Consider the following 19,345-nt stretch of genomic DNA (forward strand, 5'->3'; position numbering starts at 1 on the left):
CGCATCTCCGGCGAGTACTTCCTGTTCATCGAGTTCCATCCTTGCTTGAAGAACGGAACGAAAGTCAGGCCGATTCACCTCACCCGGCCCGGAGGCTAGGTGAGGGGGATCGTTCATTTGCGCAGCGCTTACGCAGCAGATAGGGCTAATCGACGCGCCGCAGCGATCGGATGGCGGCGATAAGGATGCCAAATAGGACCACCTGACAACCCGGCCATGCCGAGGCGATCGCGCCCGTAATCGTTGGGGCAATGATCGCAAGCAGTGCGCCGGCGACGATGATCAGGATGACAACCACTCGCCAAAGGGTGTCGGTCTTGGTTTGGGTTGGAATACTCATATGCTCTCTTGCTTGGTGGTCCTGCGGTCAGAATCCAGAAGTCTAACCGTTGCCGCCGGTGCACGACGTTGTGCCATCGGGGCGAATGAGGAACGTCGCGTGGATATTGGCTCCAATCGTCGCTCCATCGAGATCGGCCATCTTGAAGAGTCCCTTCCGGTACGAGCTGTGGTTCGTTCCGACGAACTTGTCAGTCGACGTCACCATGCTTTCGTACCACCAGCCCACGCCGCCGGAACCTGTCGCCGAGATGCTCCGGAGCATGATCTTCTTCGACCCGTCGGGGGAATTCAGCGCGGCCCATCCCTTTGTGATGCTGATCGACTGCAGCTTCGCACCGTAAAGATTCTTGTTCGTGTAAGTGCAGGTCTTTGTCCATGCGGCCGCGCGTGTAGAGATACCACCGCTTTCAACGCCAGCAGTCGAGGCCACCGGGATCTGCGCCATCGCGTCCTCATCCCCCCACGCGCGAATGGCGACCGAAGCGTCGATGCCATGCTCAGCGGCTGCCGCAACGAACGACTCTTGCGTATACCCGGCGATCGTTCCATCGGCCTCCGACGCAGATGCGGGCAGCGCTGCCCCCGTCATCAGCGCGATACTCGCGACAAGGCCGATGCCGGTTGCAGCGCACTTCCTGACATTGAACTTAGGAATACTCATTCCTGATAACCCTCCGACATGCAATGGCCCGCCACCGTGGCGGGCATCCACCCGGTGCGAAGCTGCACCAGTGCACCCAACGTAACCATGAAGAAAGAGCTTGTCTGTCCCCCAAATGGTCTACATATATCCACCACTCTGATGTGATACGACCTCGAACCTGCCATGGCTCGCACCGCCCGGAGGCGCGGCGGCGGCGAGATCGTGCGTGTTTGTTCCGCCATATGAATGCATCCGCTCGCGCCAGCCCGCCGCCGCGCTAGACGAGTCCGTGATCGCAATTACGTCCCCCAAAGATCGCGTCGAGGTTCTACACAGAACGCCCCCTCAGCCGACCGCGAGGTCGGCTGAGGGGGCGTTCTGTGTGGGTGCGATCAGCGGGACTCGTTTACGGTGATCGTGTTCGAGTCGAAGCGTGCCTGAGCTTTCTCGGTGATACCGGTCGGTTTCCAGAGTCCGTATTGCAGGCCTACTGCGATCAGGAATGTCGGGATCGCGAGCAGCAGACCTTGGCCGATGTCGTACGGGACGCCGTTGGCGATGTGCTGGCCGAGTTCGGTGAGCAGCGACGTGATGAGAGCGGCCAGTGCGAGCAGCAGCGCCTTGACGCCGCTGTGCGTGACTCGCTTCGTGATGAGCCCGACGAGAAGCGGCAGGACCGTGCTGACGAGCAGCTGGATGACCAGCAGAGGATCGAGAGTCAACGTGATCATGGTTTCTCCTTGGTGATGCGTTGCTCGAGCGTGTTGAAGCGCTCGCGGTTGGCGCGGCGGTCGTCGCGGATCTCTTCGCGGATGCCACGGATCACCCTGGGACGGTCGTCCGCGGTAGCCGTGACCTGTGCATCACCTGCTACTCGGAGCTCAGGCCCACCGCCGGCATGCGGTCGGGCGCGAAGCATGTCCCGGCGAGCATCACCCTTGCGATCGTTCCCGATCCGGCGCACGGACAGGCCGCCGACTGCCGGCCGTCGTACTGCCGCACCCCGTACATGTGCGCACGCCAGTACCGGTGCGCCTGCCACCAGGTACCACGATGAGCGCGCAGTGGCGGGATCCGTCACACCCAGGGAGCACGTCACCTGCGCGGACTGCCATGCGGCTCGGCGCGCCGACTCTGCCTGATCGAAGTGTGCCCAAAGTGTGCCCACGGCCCACTTATCCACAGGCCTCCGGGGCGTAAAGAAACCCCCGCGCTCCCCTACTCTCGTAAGGGAACGCGGGGGTTATCGACAGCGACAGCGGTTCGGTGGAGCTGGGGGGAATCGAACCCCCGTCCAACGCTGAGTCTCCACGCCTTCTCCGGGCGCAGTCTGTGCAGACGTTCTACTCGGCTCCGACCTTTGTCACAGACACCTAAGTCGACGAGCCCAGCCTGGGAAGAGTCCCGCGTGACGTCCAGACGCCATCACGCAGCAAGATTCCTAGATGACGCCAGGATCCGTATCGGAATCACATACGGCCTGACGGACTATCGGGCTCGCTTATGCAGCGAGGGCGAAGTCGTTGCGCTTTGTTTCGGCAACTATTGTTTTGCGGGGATCGTTAACGAGATAACCCTGCATCCTCGGCCCGCTTCTCGTGGATTCACAGGCGCTGTCGAAACCGATCAGCCCCGTGGGCCTTCTTGCGAAGGAGCCGCTGTCGCACTGTGGATTTATCAGCTCGGATACCGAGGCACCCGAGCATTACAGCTTACAACGTATCGGACCCCCGCGCCATTCCGGCACCGCTCGCGTAGAGTCGCCGTCATGAGCGATGTCATCATCACCGTCCGCGGAGAGAGCGAGGAGTCGATCGCTCCAGAGCTCGCCACCATCCGCGTCTCCGTTCGCGCCGATGGCCCCGATCGCGCAGTCGTCGTCGACCAGGCCCTCCGCCTCGCCGAGCCGGTGCGCACAGGGCTCGTCGAACGATCGGATGCTGAGACCATCGCCGACTGGACGAGCACACGTCTGTCGGTCCGCGCCGAGCGTCCGTGGAGCGGCGATGGCAAGCGCCTCGCACCGATCCACTACGCGAGCGTCGAGTTCACGGCGACGTTCACCGACGCATCCGAACTCTCCGTTTGGGTGTCCGACATCTCGGCGTGGGACGGCGTCGAGGTCGGAGACGTCGGCTGGCACCTCACACCCGAGACGCGCGGTCGCGTCGAGCGCGAGGTCGCTGCAGCCGCTGTCGGCGCCGCAGTGACACGCGCCGAGGCGTACGCGTCGGCGCTCGGGCGGGCGACGGTCGTCCCCCTCGAGATCGCGGATGTCGGTCTCATCTCCAGCGGTCCGCGCCCCCCACAGATGCCGGCATACAAGGCACGCGATGCCGCGTTCATGACTGCGCAATCCGGCCCCTCGATGGAGTACGAACCCGACCAGATCGTCGTCTCGGCGACCGTCGAGGCGCGCTTCACGGCGAGCTGACGCAGGGACGTACCCGCCCGAGAGCCGGACATCCGCCCCAGAACAGGATGCCGTGGCACACGCATCCTGTTCCAGAGCGTTCTTCCTGATCTCGGGCGTCGCTCAGGTCCCGGTCTCGAACGGCGCGAGGTCGGCGGCAAGCCGCTCAGAGACACGAGCGTGCACGGCCGTGCCGTGCTCGCCATGTTCGGAGGACAGCAGCATCCCGGTCTCGTGGATCGCCGCGACCAGATCGCCGCGATCGTACGGGATCAGCGCACGGATCTCGATCGCGGGCTTGGGCAGCGCCTCCTCGACGGCGACGCGCAACTCGGCGATGCCCTCACCGGATCGCGACGACACGAAGTGCGCCTTGGGCTCGAGGCCGCGCAGCACGAGACGTTCGTCGTCGTCGATCAGATCGGCCTTGTTGAACACGATGATCTCGGGCATGTCTCGCACGCCGACATCGCCGAGGACGTCGCGCACGGTCTGCAGCTGCCCGGCGGGGTCGGGGTGCGATCCGTCGACGACGTGCAGCACGACGTCGGCCTCGCCGACCTCTTCCAGCGTCGAGCGGAACGCTTCGACGAGCTGATGCGGAAGATTGCGGACGAAACCGACAGTGTCGGTCAGCGTGAACACGCGACCATCGGCAGTCTCGGTGCGGCGCACCGTGGCATCCAGCGTCGCGAAGAGCGCGTTCTCGACGAGTACTCCCGCGTTCGTGAGCGCGTTCAGCAGGCTCGACTTGCCCGCGTTGGTGTAGCCGGCGATAGCCACGGACGGGATCGTGTTGCGCTTGCGCTCGGCGCGCTTGGCCTCTCGCGCCGGCTTGAAGTCGCGGATCTGACGGCGCAGCAGCGCCATCTTCGTGCGGATCCGCCGACGGTCGAGTTCGATCTTCGTCTCACCCGGGCCACGAGATCCCATGCCGGCTCCACCGGCGCCGACCTGGCCACCGGCCTGACGGCTCATCGAGTCGCCCCAGCCGCGCAGGCGCGGAAGCAGGTACTCAAGCTGTGCGAGCTCGACCTGCGCCTTGCCCTCTCGGCTCTTGGCGTGCTGGCTGAAGATGTCGAGGATGACGGTCGTGCGGTCGATGACCTTGACCTTGACGACGTCCTCGAGCGCGCGTCGCTGGCTCGGCGCCAGCTCGGTGTCGGCGATCACGGTGTCGGCGCCGACAGCGGCGACGATGTCCTTGAGCTCCTGAGCCTTGCCGCGACCGAGATACGTCGCGGGGTCGGGGTGCGGGCGTCGCTGCAGCAGGCCGTCGAGGACCACAGCGCCAGCCGTCTCGGCAAGCGCAGACAGCTCGCGCAGCGAGTTCTCGGCCTCGTCCTGAGCGCCCTGCGGATACACCCCCACGAGCACGACGTTCTCGAGTCGCAGCTGGCGGTATTCGACCTCGGTGACGTCCTCGAGCTCGGTGGAGAGTCCGACGACACGACGCAGCGCGTGACGATCCTCGAGGTCCCACTGGGCGCCGTCTGCGTCCGTGTGCGTCGCGGTCGCGGCATCCTGAATCGCCTGTGCAGCGCCGAACACGTGCGCTTCGATGCGCTGTTCGGCGTTCGCCAGAACGCGATCCACTGTCTCGTCCGTGCGCTTGTCGTTGGTGGTTTCCGTCATCCGTCCCTGTTCTCTGTTTCTCACGTGGAGCGCCTTAACCTTAACCCCCGCTGTCCGGTACGCTCGCCTCTATGGGGTCCGACCATTACTTCACTGCGGCCCCGGCAAGCCCCGAGAATCTGCGCACCATCGATGTGACGTTGGCCGGTCGGCCCGTCACGGTGACGACAGCTGGGGGTGTGTTCAGCCCCGAGCGGCTGGATGCCGGTACTGCAGTTCTCTTCGCCAACATGCCTCCCGTTCCACCGGGGGGCGACTTTCTCGACCTCGGGGCCGGCTGGGGGCCGATCAGCCTGACCATGGCGATGCTCGCACCGCACGCGACCGTGTGGGCGGTCGATGTCAACGAGCGTGCTCTTGATCTTGTCCGACGCAACGCCGCCGCGCTGGGCCTCGACAATATCAACGCCGTGCGCCCGGAGGATGTTCCCGCAGACATCAGCTTCCGGACCATCCGTTCGAACCCGCCGATCCGCGTCGGCAAGGACATGCTCCACGGGATGCTCGAGCAGTGGATCCCCCGGCTGGACGAGCGCAGCGACGCCTGGCTGGTCGTCCAACGCAATCTCGGCGCCGATTCTCTGCAGCGTTGGCTCGCCGCGACGTTCCACCCGGGGTACAGCGTCTTCCGCGCCGGCACCGGCAAGGGATATCGCGTGCTCAAGGTGCGCAAGCACGGCACGCCGCCGACGGAGCCGATCGACCTCGCCTGAGCCTCGGGCCGGTGGTCCGACTGCTCTATCGCCGCGGTAGACCGAGCAGGTCCGGCAGCGAAGCCATGTCCTCGAAGACCGTCGTGTTCTCACCTTCGAGCCACTCGCGCGGCGTGATGCCGCCGGCGTAGCCGAACGCCCGCATGCCCGCCGTGCGGGCTGCGGCCACGCCGAACCTGCTGTCCTCGATCACGGCACACGCCTGCGGTGCGACGCCCATGCGCGCGGCGGCGTGCAGGAAGAGATCGGGGGCCGGCTTGCCGTTGACGACATCCACTGCACTGAAGATGCGCCCAGAGAATCTCGGGAGCAGCCCGGTCAATCCGAGGGTGCGGTCAAGCTTCTCGTAGGAGCCGCTGGACGCGACGCACATCGGCAGTGCCGCGGCGATGCGGTCCAGCGCTGCGACGATGCCGGGCACCGGCTCGAGCTCGCGTGCGAAAGCATCGTCGTACAGGTGCTGATAGACGGCATCCCAGTCGTCCGGAAGCGGGCGACCGAGGTGCGCCTCGACCTCGGCTCGGAAATGCGCGTCGGAGCGCCCGACGAAGCGATGCACGATCTCGCGCTCGCTCAGGTCCCATCCGAGATCTGCGAGGACGTGCCGGTCGACGCGGACGGCCAGTCTCTCGCTGTCGACGAGCACCCCGTCGCAGTCGAAGATGACCAGTTCGATCGGGCTCCTGCCCGACGCGTTCTCAGACGAGATCGATCTCACCGCGGAACACGAGCTGCGCCGGGCCGGACAGGGCGACGTGCTCGCCATCCTCGGCGGGGAACATCCGGACGCCGAGGGTTCCTCCTGGAACCTCGACGCGCCAGTTGTCCGGCGCTCGGTCGCCGGCCCAGTGGCGGACGGCGAGAGCAGTCGCGGCGACGCCGGTGCCGCAGCTCAGCGTCTCGCCGACGCCGCGCTCGAAGACCCGCATCGACACGTGTCCGATGCCGTCGCGGACGAGCGGCTCCCCAGGGACGACGAACTCGATGTTCGCTCCGGCCGGCAGTTGCGGATCGAGCAGCGGCGCGTACTCGAGTTCGAGGCTGGAGAGCTCCTGATCCGAGGCGAGCGCCACGACGACGTGCGGGTTGCCGACGTCGATCCCGGTGCTGGGCCGCGCGACATCCAGGCCGCGGGCTCGCACCAGCGGATCGACACCGGTGAGCCTCCAGCGTCCGAGATCCACCTGGTACCCGGTCTCGCTCCGCGTCACGTCGCGGACGCCGGCCCGAGTGCCGATCGGCAGGGTCGACCCCGGCTCGATGAATGCCAGCCCTGCCCGCACGAGGTAGTGGGCGAAGACGCGGATGCCGTTGCCGCACATCTCTGCGATCGATCCGTCCGCGTTGCGGTAGTCCATGAACCATTCGGCCGCTGGTTCCTCCGTCAGCGAGGCAGCGCCTTCGGCGATCGACCGGGAACGCACGACGCGCAGCACGCCATCCGCGCCGATTCCGAAGTGGCGATCGCAGATCGCGGCCACCTGGTCAGGGCTCAGCTCGAGCTCTCCGTCCGGGTCCGCGATGATGACGAAGTCGTTGCCCGTGCCGTGACCCTTGGTGAATGCGACCATGGGTCCAGTCTATTGACCGGTGCTCAGGAGTCCGCGGTCACGACGAGAAGCCGAACGTCGAATCCACCGGGAGCTCTCCGGTTCGCAGACCCCGCAGCACGAAGGACTCGTAGTCGGGAATCGGACCCGGGAGAGCATCCAGTGGCCACCATCGCACCTCGAGAGCCTTGTGCGGCTCCTGGATCACCGGCTCGTGCTCCCAGACCGTCGCCGTCCAGAACCACTCGACGCGCTGTTCGCGCGGATGATCGCTGCCATCCGTGCGGTGCATGATCGTCGCGAGAGTGAGATCCTCCGGACGCAGGATCACACCCAGTTCCTCGTCCGCCTCGCGGACGGCCGCCTGTCTGGCGGTCTCGGCTGGCTCGACGTGCCCAGCCGCCCCGGCCACCCAGTGTCCGTCCATATAGCCGGTGTTCTGGCGCAACTGCAGCAGAACCTCGTTCCCCCTGCGCAGGAACACGTACGAAGCCGGGATCAGCGCGAAGGTGTGTGCCACCGCTCCAGCCTATTGCGGCGCCCGAACCCGATAGCGACCGCAGAGGAAGTCGCGATTGCGCGCTGTCTCGAGGAGTTCCAGATCCAGTGCGCGCGGAAGCACCGGAGACCCGGCACCCAGCGTGACCGGCGCGTACTGCAGCCACACCTCGTCGAGCAGACCGGCATCGGCGAACTGTCCGGCGAGGTCTCCCCCGCCGACGATCCAGAGATCCTTGCCGCCCGCGGCCTCGACCATCTCGGCATGCACCTCGCGCACGTCCGTCTGGGTGAGGCGCACGTCACCGTTCTCCGGCAGCGACAGCGTCCGATGCGTGAACACCCACGTCGGCTGCTCGTAGCCCCAGACGCCCTTCTCGTGATCCATCACCCACTCGTACGTCGATGCGCCCATCGCCAGCGCACCGATCGTCGTGATGAACGCGGGGTACGCCATCGGACCGGATTCATCGAAATCCTGCTTCAAGAGCCAATCGAGCGAATGCTCAGGGGTGGCGATGAAGCCGTCCAGACTGGTCGCGGTGAAGTAGTGGGTGGTCATGCGTTCAGCATGTCACCGGCATCCGACATCGGCGGGACCCACTCGATTCCGGGGTAGCGCTTGAACCACGACACCTGCCGCCGGGCGTAGCGACGCGTAAGCGCCTGCGTCTCCGCGATCGCCTCGGCCTGCGACTTCTCACCCGACAGCTGCGCCAGGGCCTGAGCGTAGCCGATCGCTCGTCGTGCCGTCACGCCGTCCTCGAGTCCGTGCTCGCGCAGCGCGGCGACTTCGTCGAGCATCCCCTGCTCCCACATCCGATCGACACGACGGTCAAGCCGCTGCACGAGCTCGGCGCGCTCCATGTGCACGCCGAGAAGGCGCGTGTCCGGCCGCCACAGCACCGGCGCGTCCGGCAGGGCGGCCCCGTGCGTCGCCGCCCCCTGCTCAAGCACCTCGAGCGCCCGGACGATCCGCCGCCCGTTCTTCGGGTCGACGCGCTCCGCCGTCACGGGGTCGGCCGCCTGCAGTCGCGCATACAGTGCGCCCGCGCCGAGCGTCTCGAGCTCGGCCTCGAGTGCTGCGCGCACCGCGGCATTCCTCGGAGGAAAACGGAAATCGAAGATGACGCTCGAGACGTACAGACCCGATCCGCCGACGAGGATCGCGTCGCCGCCTCGGGCGTGGATCTCCTCGATCATTCCCCTGGCCAGCGGCTGGTACCAGGCGACGGCGGCCTCTTCGGTCACCTCGCGCGCATCGAACAGATGGTGCGGGATGCCACGGCGCTCGTCGAGCGACAGCTTGGCCGTGCCGATGTCCATGCCGCGGTACAGCTGCATGGCGTCCGCATTCACGATCTCCGCCGGGTTGCCACGCGCGCGGAGCGTCTCGGCGAGGCGGAGCGCGAGATCGCTCTTGCCTGTGCCGGTCGCACCGACGACCGCCCAGAGGCGCGCGCTCACGCGAACATCCCCCCGCAACACGCTGGGACCCCGTCGTCTCGGCGAGACCCGATCGTGTTCGCGCGAACAGGACGGGGTTTCGCAGACAGCACGGGGTCTCGATGGACGGGCTGCGCGGGCATCAGACCCCGACGCGCACGGTCGGCAGACCGAGTGACACCGCACCGGCACCGCCCGTCGACCCGCCGGGAGCCGGCACGGCGCAGGACTCGGCCTGCGCGCGGTCCCACGCATCCCCGCCGCGGGTGCGACGGATGCGCAGCGGCGCACCGGTCGGGTCGTCGGCGAGCAGATGGAACGGCGCACCGTGCGTGATGGTGACCGTGACGACGTCGCCCGGGCGCGGCTTCTCCGACCCTTCGGGCACCTCGAAGTGCACCAGACGGTTGTCCTCGGCTCGACCGGTCAGACGGTGCGTCTCGGCATCCTTCTTCCCCTCGCCGACGGACACCAGCACCTCGACCTCACGACCGACCTGGTTCTGATTCTCCTCGAGCGAGATGCGCTCCTGCAGAGCGAGCAGCCGGTTGTAGCGCTCCTGGACGACCTCTTTCGGCACCTGATCCGCCATGGTCGCCGCCGGCGTGCCCTCGCGGATCGAGTACTGGAACGTGAACGCGTTCGCGAAGCGCGCCTGCTCCACGACGCGCATGGTGTCCTCGAAGTCCTCATCCGTCTCGCCGGGGAACCCGACGATGATGTCGGTCGAGATCGCCGCGTTCGGGATGCGCTCGCGCACCCGGTCCAGGATGCCGAGGAACTTCTCGCTCCGGTAGGAACGGCGCATCGCCTTGAGGATGCGGTCACTGCCGGACTGCAGCGGCATGTGCAGCTGCGGCATGACGGCTGCCGTCTCCGCCATCGCGTCGATGACATCGTCGGTGAACGCGGCCGGATGCGGGCTCGTGAAGCGGATGCGCTCGAGCCCGTCGATCTCCCCCGCCGCCCGCAGCAGCTTGCCGAACGCCTGGCGGTCGCCGAACTCCACTCCGTAGGAGTTCACGTTCTGGCCGAGCAGCGTGACCTCGATCGCGCCGTCGTCCACGAGCAGTCGGATCTCGTTCAGGATGTCGCCTGGACGACGGTCCTTCTCCTTGCCGCGCAGGCTCGGCACGATGCAGAACGTGCACGTGTTGTTGCAGCCGACCGAGATCGACACCCAGCCGCTGTGCGCCGAGTCCCGCTTGGTGGGCAGCGTCGACGGGAAGATCTCGAGCGACTCCAGGATCTCCAGCTCGGCGTCGCCGTTGTGGCGTGCTCGCTCGAGGAGCCCGGGCAGCGACCCCATGTTGTGGGTGCCGAAGACGACGTCCACCCACGGAGCCTTCTGCTGCACGGCATCCTTGTCCATCTGCGCGAGGCAGCCGCCGACGGCGATCTGCATGCCGTCGTGCTTGTCCTTGATCGACTTCAGGTGCCCGAGCGTGCCGTAGAGCTTGCCCGCGGCGTTGTCGCGGACCGCGCACGTGTTGATGATCACGACGTCGGCCTCTTCACCAGACGCGGCCTTGACGTAGCCCGCGCTCTCGAGCGACCCGGACAGACGCTCGGAGTCGTGCACGTTCATCTGGCACCCGAATGTGCGCACCTCGTACGAGCGCTGCCGGCCGTCGGCATCGACGGCGGCGGATGAGGGCGCGATGATCGTCGGTTCGCTGCGCGGAGTAGTCATGATCCCTCCATTCTACGATCTGCCGCCGATCCCAGCGGATTCATCGCTGGCGCCTGCATCTCGCATCATCGTGCTCCATAACGTCTCCATCGATGCACCCGCCCCGCCCGTGAGGAGACCCCGCACAGATGAACGCCCGAACGTTCCTCCCCCGATTGTCCAGACGCACGATCGTCATCATCGCCGCCGCCACGGTCGTGCTGTCCGCCGCCGCCGTCTGGCTCTTCGTCTTCCTGCTGCCCGCGCAGAGCAGTGCCGCCGAGACGGTGACGCAGACCTCCCAGGCGACGCCGGTGACCATGGAGAAGACGGTCACGACGACCGGCACCGTCACCCCGACCGTCCAGGAGCGCGTCTCCTTCGCCGTCTCAGGCACCGTGACGTCCATCGTCGTCGCTGAGGGAGACACGGTCGCGGGCGGTGACGCGCTCGCGACCGTCGACACGCTCGAGCTGCAGGCCGACCTGTACGACGCCGAGGCCGCTCTCGCCGAGGCGAAGGCCTCCCTGGCGGATGCCGAGGACGCCGACACCGGATCGGATTCCACCGCATCGCGAGTGACCGCGGCATCCGCTGCCGTCGACGTCGCCCAGGCGGACGTCGACACCGCGACCGAGGCGCTGAACGACGCCACACTGATCGCGCCGGCCGCTGGTCCGATCCCGAACGTGGGCATCACGGTCGGCCCGCGAACGGCGCCGACGGGCCGGACGGGACCGACGAGGCGGACGGATCGTCCGGATCCGAGGGATCGTCCGGATCAGACGGCGCTGATGGCGCCGACGAATCGGACGGGGCCGACGGATCCGACGGCGCGAACGGGTCCGACGGCGGGAGCAGGGTCGTCGAGCGCCCAGACGAAGGGCGAGACGTCGACCACCATCACCGCGGAGCGCATCCTCGCCGATCGCGCCGCCATCGACGTCGCGGAAGCCGACCTCGCGATCGCCCAGCAGAACCTGACCTTCTCGACCCTGTCGAGCCCGATCGACGGAACCGTCGTCTCGGTAGGAGTAGGCGCGGCCGATTCGGTCGAGGCGGCATCCGACAGCGCCGTCATCACCGTGCAGGGCGAGGGCGGGTATGTCGTCCAATCGACGGTGTCGCTGGCGAAGATCGGCAAGGTCGACGCAGGCCAGATCGCGGAGGTCACGCTTCCCGCGTTCTCGGCAACGTAAGCAGCGACGGTGAGCGCGATCGGATTCGTCAACGTCTCCGAGACGTCGACGCCGTCGTACACCGTGACGCTGGCGTTGGGTGCCGGAGACGCAGAGCCCCGTATCGGAGCGACGGCCGATGCGAGCGTAAAACTCACGACCGCTGCAGACGTGCTCACCGTTCCGACGTCGGCGGTGACTCTCACGGGAACCGCCGCCACCGTCTCGGTGCTGCGCGATGGAACCCCCACGGCCGTCGATGTGACGACAGGCGCGGTCGGCAGCGAACGCACGGAGATCACGGACGGACTCGTGGAGGGCGACACGGTCGTTCTCGCAGATCTGAACGCGGCCATCTCCTCCGATGAGGAATCCGCGTCGACGGGACTCACCGGCCTCGGCGGGTCGACATCGGAGTTCCCCTCACGCAGCAACGTCACCGGCGGCGGTGGCGCGCCTGCCCCTCCGGGAAGCTGAGATGTCCGATGCAGGGGTCGGCCGGCGGATTCGCCGCACCGGCCCCTGCGCTCAGTCCGAATCGACGAATCGCACGCCGGACGTCGATCCGCCGAAGCTCGCCTCCGCCAACGCCGTCTTGGCGGCGGTCATCGCGACGGCGCCGTTGTATCCTCGCCGCGCCAACTGGCCGACCAGTCGTCGAAGGGCAGTGTCGGGATCGAGTCGCGCGAGAGACCTGGCCTTGGTCCGCGCGAACTCGAGAGCGCGGTCGGCGTCGTCGTCCGGCAGCTCCTCGAGTGCTCGATCGATGACGTCGCGCGGAAGCCCGCGCTGAGCGAGAGCGCGGCCGAGTGCGACGCGCCCCTGGCCTTTCCGCTCCACGCCGGAGGTCACGAGATGACCAGCCAGGATCGCGTCGTCGAGGTAGCCGAGTCGGCAGAACTCGTCGATCACATCGTCGATGTGCGCTGCCGTCACGTGCTGCCCCTGCAGCTCGTAGCCCTTCAGCACCGCACGCGCCTCGGAGATCGAGAGCGAGCGCGCGCGGAGCTTGCGCACCAGCACTTCCTCCGCCTTCTCGCGGATGGCGTCGGCATCCGGCGCTTCACCCTCGGGCTCAGCCATCTCGTGCGGGCGCAGAGCGCGGAGCTTCGGCGGCGTACGAGCAGCCGAGCCGTGCGCGGGATGACGCGCACTCGGTGTGCCGGCATCCGCGTTGTCTCGGGAGCCCCAGGTCGTGTGCCAGACGCCGGCATCGGCGTCGCGGTCGCCGACCGCAGCGATGTTGCCGGATGGCGCGTCAGTCCCAGCCCCAGCCGCACTCTCAGGGCGTTCGGTCGACGCCCCGCCATCTGCCGTCGAGTGCCGACCGAAGAGCGGGATCACGGGGGCGAGGCTCTCCTCGCCCCCGTTCTCACCGGTCATCAGGCCGGGCGACGCTGCGCGAGCTCGTCCGCTGCCTCAGGAGCGGCCGCGGCACCGCCGATGCCCAGCTTCTGCTTGATCTGCGTCTCGATCGTGCGCGCGATATCGGGGTTGTTAATGAGGAACGTACGTGCGTTCTCCTTGCCCTGGCCAAGCTGATCGCCGTCGTAGGTGTACCAGGAGCCCGACTTCTTCACGATGGAGTGCTCCACACCGAAGTCGATCAGGCTGCCCTCGCGCGAGATGCCGATGCCGTACAGGATGTCGAACTCCGCCTGCTTGAACGGCGGAGCCATCTTGTTCTTGACGACCTTGACGCGCGTGCGGTTTCCCACTGCCTCGGTGCCGTCCTTCAGCGTCTCGATGCGACGAATGTCCAGTCGCACCGATGCGTAGAATTTCAGTGCCTTGCCGCCAGCGGTCGTCTCGGGTGAGCCGAAGAAGACGCCGATCTTCTCGCGCAGCTGGTTGATGAAGATCATCGTCGTGTTGGTCTGGTTGAGACCACCCGTGAGCTTGCGGAGCGCCTGCGACATCAGACGCGCCTGCAGTCCGACGTGCGAGTCGCCCATCTCGCCCTCGATCTCGGCACGCGGTACGAGGGCTGCGACCGAGTCGATCACGACGAGGTCGATCGCGCCGGAGCGGACGAGCATGTCTGCGATCTCGAGCGCCTGCTCACCCGTGTCCGGCTGGGACACCAGCAGCGCGTCGATGTCGACGCCGAGCTTCTTGGCGTAGTCGGGGTCGAGCGCGTGCTCGGCATCGACGAACGCGGCGATGCCGCCCGCGCGCTGGACGTTCGCGATCGCGTGCAGCGTCAGTGTCGTCTTACCCGAAGACTCGGGGCCGTAGATCTCGATGATGCGGCCGCGCGGCAGCCCACCGACGCCGAGTGCGACATCCAGGGCGATGGATCCGGTGGGGATGACTTCGACCGGAGCTCGCTCGTCGCTGCCCAGTCGCATGACCGAGCCCTTCCCGAACTGACGGTCGATCTGGGCGAGGGCCGATTCGAGGGCCTTCTCGCGGTCTGCGGGTGATGGCATGGTGTGCTCCTTCTGCTCGCGCTGTTGCCGCCTGTAGGCTGTCGCGGCCTCCCCTGGCTGGGTCGACTCTCCGACAAGGCGTATGGCTTTCGCCATGTCCTCACGGTATGCGGGGCCTCCGACATCGCGTCGCAGGGTTCCGCAGACTGTGGAGAAGACGGGGTCGATCACCACTTGTGCAGAACGATACGCGCATATCGAACACATCTTCGACGACACGCCGATTCTGGAGTCGAAGATCGATACGTCAGGCGCAACCGATCCGTGTCGTCAGCGGCTGCGCGGCTCGAGTCGGCCTGCACCGTGGCGGCGTTCGATCGGCACATCCATCTCAGTACACAGAGCGAGCCAGATGTCGCGCGGCGGCACACCGTCGGCAAGAGCTTCGGATGCCGTCCGCGCACCGATCGACCCGAGCACCAGGTCGTTCATCAGCGAAGCGGAACGTGCGCCGAACTCCACCTCTACGGCGCGGAGGAACTCACTTCGTCGCATCGAGAACGCAGTCGCGCCGGCTCAGTGCAGCGAGAGCTCGGACTCCACCGAGGCGACGAGGTCGTCCGGAACGACATCCGGGAACACCTGCAGACCCTCGAGGACCGAGATGCGGTCGCCGACCTCGCGCATGATCGTGGAGATGGGGACGTCGAGCGCTTCTGCCACCGAGGCGAGGATCTCGCTCGAGGCCTCCTTCTGACCGCGCTCCACCTCGCTGAGGTAGCCGAGGGCGACCGAGGCCTTGCTGGCCACCTGACGGAGCGTGCGCCCCTTCTGAAGGCGGAAGTCCCTCAGCACATCGCCGATCTCCTGGCGTACAAGAATCATCGGAACCTCCTCTCGTTCCCCGTCGTCGAATTCGACGTCGAGCGGATCGCCAGTCTAACCCGACCGGCTGTAGAAAAATCTAGCGTTTCAATCTGTGGTTCGGTTGTGAGCACGACATCCTGAGCATTCAGCACATCAAGGACAACCGCGCCGCGGCGTGCACTATTCCTGCAGCATCCGAAGCGCTGCAGAGATCGCGGCATCCACCGACTGCCGACGGATCTCTTCGCGATCGCCGCCGAACCGGAACGAGACGCTCCGCACACCATCCGGCGTCGCCACGCCGACGTGCACCGTGCCGACGGGCTGTCCGTCGGGTGACGCCGGACCAGCGATGCCCGTCGTCGCGATGCCGACATCCGCATGCCGGCCGTCGACGGCGACGGCGGTGCGCACGCCGTCCGCCATCTGCTCGGCGACGCGCGGATGAACCGGCCCGTGGGCGTCGAGCAGCGCCTGATCCACTCCGAGCATCGTGTGCTTCACCGGCGTCGCGTAGGCGACCACGGCCCCGTCGAGCACGACCGACGCACCGGGAACCGCCACGACCGCCGAGCTCACCGCTCCCCCGGTCAGCGATTCGGCGATGCCGAGCGTCCACCCGCGTTCGGTGAGAAGCGTCACGAGTTCGGCAGCACCGCTCACGAGCGTCCTCCGGCACGGGCGCCCCGAACCTGAGCGATCACGTAGTCGACGCCGCTGAGCACGGTCAGCAGCAGCGTCGCGTACATGAGCACCGCACCGATGCCCGTCCACCAGTCCATGCCGATGAAGACGTGCAGCGGGAGGAGCCACCAGCCGAGGGCCACGCCCTGGAAGGCGGTCTTCACCTTGCCCATCCATGCGGCGGCGACGATGTGCTGCTTCGCCACGACGAAGCGATGCACCGTGATGCCCCATTCGCGGATCAGGATGACGATGACGACCCACCACGGCCACTCGCCGAGGATGGCCAATCCGACGAAGCCGGCTCCGGTGAGGAGCTTGTCCGCGATGGGGTCCCATAGCTTGCCGAAATCACTGACGATGTCGTATCGGCGGGCGAGGTATCCGTCGACCCAATCGGTCGAGATCGCGAAGACGAAGAGCACGCCAGCGACCCACCGCAGGGCGAGGTCCTCTGAACCGTATGCACCGCCGAGCAACAGCAGGACGAAGAAGATGACAGCGAGCGGGATGCGGGCGATCGTGATGGCGTTCGGCAGCTGACGAGGAATGGTCATCAGTCGCGACCCGTCAGACCCCAGGCGTCTTCATCGCCTTCGGCCTCGACGACGGGCAGATCACGGAACTGCTCCTCGACCGGATCGTGCTCGCCGACCTGTGCGGTCGCGGCCGACGGTGTCGCTGCGGGTGCAGCGGGCGGATCGTCGCCGCGGATGTGTGCGAGCACTTCGGGAAGCTGCTCGGCCGTCACCAGGACGTCGCGCGCCTTCGACCCCTCGGAGGGACCGACGATCTCGCGCGACTCCAGCAGGTCCATGAGGCGTCCCGCCTTGGCGAAGCCGACACGGAGCTTGCGCTGCAGCATCGAGGTGGAGCCGAACTGCGAAGATACGACGAGCTCGGCGGCCGCGAGCAACAGCTCGAGGTCGTCTCCGATGTCCTCGTCGATCTCCTTCTTCTTGCCCTCGACGGCCTCGGCCACGTCGGGTCGGTACTCGGGCCTCGCCTGCGCGGTCACGTGCTTGACGACCGCGTCGATCTCGCTCTCGTTCACCCACGCGCCCTGCAGACGGAACGGCTTGGACGACCCCATCGGCGAGAACAGCGCGTCGCCCTGGCCGATGAGCTTGTCGGCACCGGGCGAGTCGAGGATGACGCGGCTGTCCGTGACGCTGGTGACGGCGAACGCGAGACGCGACGGCACGTTGGCCTTGATCAGGCCGGTGACCACATCGACGCTCGGTCGCTGCGTCGCCAGGACGAGGTGGATGCCGGATGCACGGGCGAGCTGGGTGATGCGCACGATCGAGTCCTCGACGTCGCGCGGCGCCACCATCATGAGGTCGGCGAGCTCGTCGACCACCACGAGCAGGTACGGGTACGGCTTGAGGACCCTCTCGCTGCCGACCGGCACCTCGACCTCACCGGCACGGACGGCACGGTTAAAGTCGTCGATGTGGCGGAAGCCGAACGATGCGAGATCGTCGTACCGCATGTCCATCTCCTTCACGACCCACTGCAGCGCCTCGGCGGCCTTCTTGGGGTTCGTGATGATGGGCGTGATCAGGTGCGGAACACCGGCATAGCTGGTCAGCTCGACCCGCTTGGGGTCGATGAGCACCATCCGCACATCTGCGGGCTTCGCGCGCATGAGCAGACTCGTGATCATCGAGTTCACGAAGCTGGACTTGCCCGAGCCCGTGGAACCGGCGACCAGGAGGTGGGGCATCTTGGCCAGGTTGGCCACGACGATGTTGCCGCCGACGTCCTTGCCGACGCCGATCGTCATCGGGTGCGTGCTCTTCTGCGCTGCGGGCGAACGGAGCACGTCACCGAGCGCCACCATTTCCTTGTCGGCGTTGGGGATCTCGATGCCGATCGCGCTCTTGCCGGGAATCGGCGACAGGATGCGCACGTCGTTGGAGGCGACCGCGTACGCGATGTTGTTCGCGAGCTGTGTGATCTTCTCGACCTTGACGCCGTGTCCGACCTCGACCTCGTACTGGGTCACCGTCGGCCCGCGCGAGAAGCCGGTCACCTTGGCATCGACCTTGAACTGGGTCAGCACGCTCGTGATCTGCTCGATGACGCGGTCGGTGGCCTCGGAGCGGATGACGGGCGGCGGCCCTTCAGCGAGAACCGTGGGAGGCGGCAGGTGGTACGGCGCCACCGGCGCCTGACGCCCGCGGTCGCCGGAGCCCTCGGTGCCGAAGCCGTCGAGGCCCGGCAGCTCCGGCTGCTCACCGGTGTCGCCCGTGTCGTCCATGAGCGCGGTCGTCCGCTGCTCGGACAGCATCGAAGTCAGCGCCTCGACGTCCGTGAGCACCTCGGTCGCGGCATCCTGCGGATCGGCGACCACGACGGCCTGATCGTATGCGGGCGTCGCGCGGGTCGGAGCCCTCTGCGTCTGGAGCAGCTCGGTGAGGTCCTGCGATCCGGCCGAGTGGTCCGGGTCCTCTTCGCGCCCGGTCTTGTTCCGGCGCCACCACGGCAGCACATCCGGATCGTCGGTCTTGTCCGCGTCGTCGACCGTCGGCTGCCCTGCGGCCGGCTTCTCCGGTCGTTCGGCGTCGAACATCCAGGCGTAGAGGTCGCCGAGGCGCTGACCGATGCGGTTCGGCGGCGTCTTGGTGAGGATCAGGATGCTCAGCACCGCGAGCACGCTCAGCACGATGTAGGCGCCGATCGGCGTGAGGTAGGACAGCGGTTCGCCGATCATCCAACCTGCCAGGCCACCGGCCTCGCTCAGAGCGGGCATTCCCTCTCGCGGCTGAGGCCGGACGAGGTTTCCAGCGGCGTTCAGATGCCCGGCCGCCACATGGCAGAAGCCGGCGAGGGACAGCACGAAGAGCCCGAATCCGATTCCGATGCGCCCGTTGTCATGCACGGACGACGGGTGCCGGAACAGCCAACCGGCCAGGACGAGCAGCAGCACGGGCATCACGAACGCGACACGACCGACCAGCGCGCCCACGGAGTAGGCGCTGATGGTCGCGGCGACGTCGTTGCCGATGAAGAACCACTCGTTCACCGCGCCTGCGATCGCAAGCAGTACGAGGAACAGCGGGAAGCCGTCCCGGCGGTCGTCCTTCTCGAGCGTCTCCGGCCCGAAGGCGCGGAACAGACCGCCGACGCCGTGCGCGAGTCCGGTCCAGGCGCGGACCACCACCGGCGGCTTGTCGGCGTCGTCGATGTACTTCTTCGGGGCGGGAGCGGCCTTCGCTGACGACCGCGATCCCGTCTGCTGCTTCGAGCGCGCTGACGCGCTCTCGGTCGCGCGCGCGGACTTCGTGGTGCTTCTGGCCATGTGGTCTACGGTATTGCGGGCGTCC

General features: G+C 67.1%; 21 protein-coding genes and 1 other RNA gene. 4 read left to right on the forward strand and 18 right to left on the reverse strand.

Going from position 1 to position 19,345, the window contains the following annotated elements:
• Positions 1-145 precede the first annotated feature (145 nt).
• From ACWAT3_RS14045 to ssrA, 4 genes are all read right to left on the reverse strand, one after another.
• Positions 146-340 carry a hypothetical protein gene (locus ACWAT3_RS14045; protein ID WP_460799398.1) on the reverse strand — a complete coding sequence of 65 codons (195 nt, stop codon included), beginning with the start codon at positions 338-340 and terminating at the stop codon, positions 146-148.
• Positions 341-382: 42 nt separating this feature from the next.
• Positions 383-1,003 (reverse strand): hypothetical protein, encoded by a 621-nt coding sequence (locus ACWAT3_RS14050; RefSeq protein WP_460799400.1) that lies wholly within the window; start codon positions 1,001-1,003, stop codon positions 383-385.
• A 374-nt stretch (positions 1,004-1,377) separates the two neighbouring features.
• Positions 1,378-1,716, reverse strand: coding sequence for a hypothetical protein (locus ACWAT3_RS14055; RefSeq protein WP_460799401.1), 339 nt, complete (start codon positions 1,714-1,716; stop codon positions 1,378-1,380).
• Between the two features lie 533 nt (positions 1,717-2,249).
• Positions 2,250-2,619, reverse strand: a transfer-messenger RNA (tmRNA) gene (gene ssrA, locus ACWAT3_RS14060).
• Positions 2,620-2,753: 134 nt separating this feature from the next.
• On the opposite strand from ssrA, the gene ACWAT3_RS14065 reads away from it, so the two are divergent.
• A complete protein-coding gene (locus tag ACWAT3_RS14065; RefSeq protein WP_460799402.1) occupies positions 2,754-3,419 on the forward strand; it encodes an SIMPL domain-containing protein in 666 nt (221 codons plus the stop codon).
• Positions 3,420-3,521: 102 nt separating this feature from the next.
• Here ACWAT3_RS14065 and hflX read toward each other — a convergent pair whose 3' ends face one another.
• Positions 3,522-5,033, reverse strand: a complete 1,512-nt coding sequence (gene hflX, locus ACWAT3_RS14070; RefSeq protein ID WP_460799403.1) for a GTPase HflX — start codon at positions 5,031-5,033, stop codon at positions 3,522-3,524.
• A gap of 71 nt (positions 5,034-5,104) precedes the next feature.
• Between hflX and ACWAT3_RS14075 the strand changes: the two genes are divergently transcribed.
• A complete protein-coding gene (locus ACWAT3_RS14075) occupies positions 5,105-5,746 on the forward strand; it encodes a class I SAM-dependent methyltransferase (RefSeq protein WP_460799405.1) in 642 nt (213 codons plus the stop codon).
• Between the two features lie 25 nt (positions 5,747-5,771).
• Here the strand turns inward: ACWAT3_RS14075 and ACWAT3_RS14080 are convergent, their stop codons facing one another.
• From ACWAT3_RS14080 to miaB, 6 genes are all read right to left on the reverse strand, one after another.
• The gene (locus ACWAT3_RS14080; protein ID WP_460799407.1) at positions 5,772-6,464 is read right to left on the reverse strand and encodes an HAD family hydrolase; all 693 of its coding nucleotides are present in this window, start codon (positions 6,462-6,464) and stop codon (positions 5,772-5,774) included.
• Entirely contained in the window at positions 6,445-7,317 is an 873-nt protein-coding gene (gene dapF, locus ACWAT3_RS14085; RefSeq protein WP_460799408.1) for a diaminopimelate epimerase, read from the reverse strand. Before dapF ends, ACWAT3_RS14080 begins: the two co-directional genes overlap by 20 nt.
• 37 nt (positions 7,318-7,354) lie before the next feature.
• Positions 7,355-7,816, reverse strand: a complete 462-nt coding sequence (locus ACWAT3_RS14090) for an NUDIX hydrolase (protein ID WP_460799410.1) — start codon at positions 7,814-7,816, stop codon at positions 7,355-7,357.
• 9 nt (positions 7,817-7,825) lie between these two features.
• Positions 7,826-8,356 carry a dihydrofolate reductase family protein gene (locus ACWAT3_RS14095; protein WP_460799412.1) on the reverse strand — a complete coding sequence of 177 codons (531 nt, stop codon included), beginning with the start codon at positions 8,354-8,356 and terminating at the stop codon, positions 7,826-7,828.
• Positions 8,353-9,261 carry a tRNA (adenosine(37)-N6)-dimethylallyltransferase MiaA gene (miaA, locus tag ACWAT3_RS14100; RefSeq protein ID WP_460799413.1) on the reverse strand — a complete coding sequence of 303 codons (909 nt, stop codon included), beginning with the start codon at positions 9,259-9,261 and terminating at the stop codon, positions 8,353-8,355. Before miaA ends, ACWAT3_RS14095 begins: the two co-directional genes overlap by 4 nt.
• A 121-nt stretch (positions 9,262-9,382) precedes the next feature.
• Positions 9,383-10,933 (reverse strand): tRNA (N6-isopentenyl adenosine(37)-C2)-methylthiotransferase MiaB, encoded by a 1,551-nt coding sequence (miaB, locus tag ACWAT3_RS14105; RefSeq protein ID WP_460799415.1) that lies wholly within the window; start codon positions 10,931-10,933, stop codon positions 9,383-9,385.
• Between the two features lie 128 nt (positions 10,934-11,061).
• Between miaB and ACWAT3_RS14110 the strand changes: the two genes are divergently transcribed.
• On the forward strand, positions 11,062-12,111 hold the full coding sequence (locus tag ACWAT3_RS14110) for an HlyD family secretion protein (protein WP_460799416.1): 1,050 nt from the start codon (positions 11,062-11,064) through the stop codon (positions 12,109-12,111).
• A 9-nt stretch (positions 12,112-12,120) separates the two neighbouring features.
• Positions 12,121-12,567: a hypothetical protein gene (locus ACWAT3_RS14115; protein WP_460799418.1), complete on the forward strand. Its 447-nt coding sequence runs from the start codon at positions 12,121-12,123 to the stop codon at positions 12,565-12,567.
• 51 nt (positions 12,568-12,618) lie between these two features.
• Here ACWAT3_RS14115 and ACWAT3_RS14120 read toward each other — a convergent pair whose 3' ends face one another.
• The 7 genes from ACWAT3_RS14120 to ACWAT3_RS14150 form a co-directional block, all read right to left on the reverse strand.
• Positions 12,619-13,473: a regulatory protein RecX gene (locus tag ACWAT3_RS14120; protein ID WP_460799420.1), complete on the reverse strand. Its 855-nt coding sequence runs from the start codon at positions 13,471-13,473 to the stop codon at positions 12,619-12,621.
• Entirely contained in the window at positions 13,473-14,522 is a 1,050-nt protein-coding gene (gene recA, locus ACWAT3_RS14125) for a recombinase RecA (protein WP_460799421.1), read from the reverse strand. Before recA ends, ACWAT3_RS14120 begins: the two co-directional genes overlap by 1 nt.
• Before the next feature lie 270 nt (positions 14,523-14,792).
• Positions 14,793-15,017, reverse strand: a complete 225-nt coding sequence (locus tag ACWAT3_RS14130; RefSeq protein WP_460799422.1) for a DUF3046 domain-containing protein — start codon at positions 15,015-15,017, stop codon at positions 14,793-14,795.
• Between the two features lie 21 nt (positions 15,018-15,038).
• A complete protein-coding gene (locus ACWAT3_RS14135) occupies positions 15,039-15,347 on the reverse strand; it encodes a helix-turn-helix domain-containing protein (RefSeq protein ID WP_460799424.1) in 309 nt (102 codons plus the stop codon).
• Positions 15,348-15,509: 162 nt separating this feature from the next.
• Positions 15,510-15,992, reverse strand: coding sequence for a CinA family protein (locus ACWAT3_RS14140; protein ID WP_460799425.1), 483 nt, complete (start codon positions 15,990-15,992; stop codon positions 15,510-15,512).
• Positions 15,989-16,570 (reverse strand): CDP-diacylglycerol--glycerol-3-phosphate 3-phosphatidyltransferase, encoded by a 582-nt coding sequence (gene pgsA, locus ACWAT3_RS14145; RefSeq protein WP_460799427.1) that lies wholly within the window; start codon positions 16,568-16,570, stop codon positions 15,989-15,991. The genes ACWAT3_RS14140 and pgsA overlap by 4 nt, the downstream gene beginning before the upstream one ends.
• Positions 16,570-19,320: an FtsK/SpoIIIE family DNA translocase gene (locus tag ACWAT3_RS14150; protein WP_460799428.1), complete on the reverse strand. Its 2,751-nt coding sequence runs from the start codon at positions 19,318-19,320 to the stop codon at positions 16,570-16,572. Before ACWAT3_RS14150 ends, pgsA begins: the two co-directional genes overlap by 1 nt.
• Positions 19,321-19,345 lie beyond the last annotated feature (25 nt).

The sequence above is a fragment of the Microbacterium sp. GXF0217 genome, from assembly GCF_054798195.1.

Coding starts and splice junctions, on each gene's coding strand:
- dapF (WP_460799408.1), bottom strand. CDS start 7,317: ATGGTCGCATTCACCAAGGGTCACGGCACGGGCAACGACTTCGTCATC.
- ACWAT3_RS14130 (WP_460799422.1), bottom strand. CDS start 15,017: ATGCGACGAAGTGAGTTCCTCCGCGCCGTAGAGGTGGAGTTCGGCGCA.
- ACWAT3_RS14110 (WP_460799416.1), top strand. CDS start 11,062: ATGAACGCCCGAACGTTCCTCCCCCGATTGTCCAGACGCACGATCGTC.
- miaB (WP_460799415.1), bottom strand. CDS start 10,933: ATGACTACTCCGCGCAGCGAACCGACGATCATCGCGCCCTCATCCGCC.
- ACWAT3_RS14120 (WP_460799420.1), bottom strand. CDS start 13,473: ATGACCGGTGAGAACGGGGGCGAGGAGAGCCTCGCCCCCGTGATCCCG.
- ACWAT3_RS14135 (WP_460799424.1), bottom strand. CDS start 15,347: ATGATTCTTGTACGCCAGGAGATCGGCGATGTGCTGAGGGACTTCCGC.
- ACWAT3_RS14150 (WP_460799428.1), bottom strand. CDS start 19,320: ATGGCCAGAAGCACCACGAAGTCCGCGCGCGCGACCGAGAGCGCGTCA.
- ACWAT3_RS14065 (WP_460799402.1), top strand. CDS start 2,754: ATGAGCGATGTCATCATCACCGTCCGCGGAGAGAGCGAGGAGTCGATC.
- recA (WP_460799421.1), bottom strand. CDS start 14,522: ATGCCATCACCCGCAGACCGCGAGAAGGCCCTCGAATCGGCCCTCGCC.
- ACWAT3_RS14055 (WP_460799401.1), bottom strand. CDS start 1,716: ATGATCACGTTGACTCTCGATCCTCTGCTGGTCATCCAGCTGCTCGTC.
- ACWAT3_RS14075 (WP_460799405.1), top strand. CDS start 5,105: ATGGGGTCCGACCATTACTTCACTGCGGCCCCGGCAAGCCCCGAGAAT.
- ACWAT3_RS14050 (WP_460799400.1), bottom strand. CDS start 1,003: ATGAGTATTCCTAAGTTCAATGTCAGGAAGTGCGCTGCAACCGGCATC.
- hflX (WP_460799403.1), bottom strand. CDS start 5,033: ATGACGGAAACCACCAACGACAAGCGCACGGACGAGACAGTGGATCGC.
- ACWAT3_RS14095 (WP_460799412.1), bottom strand. CDS start 8,356: ATGACCACCCACTACTTCACCGCGACCAGTCTGGACGGCTTCATCGCC.
- pgsA (WP_460799427.1), bottom strand. CDS start 16,570: ATGACCATTCCTCGTCAGCTGCCGAACGCCATCACGATCGCCCGCATC.
- ACWAT3_RS14045 (WP_460799398.1), bottom strand. CDS start 340: ATGAGTATTCCAACCCAAACCAAGACCGACACCCTTTGGCGAGTGGTT.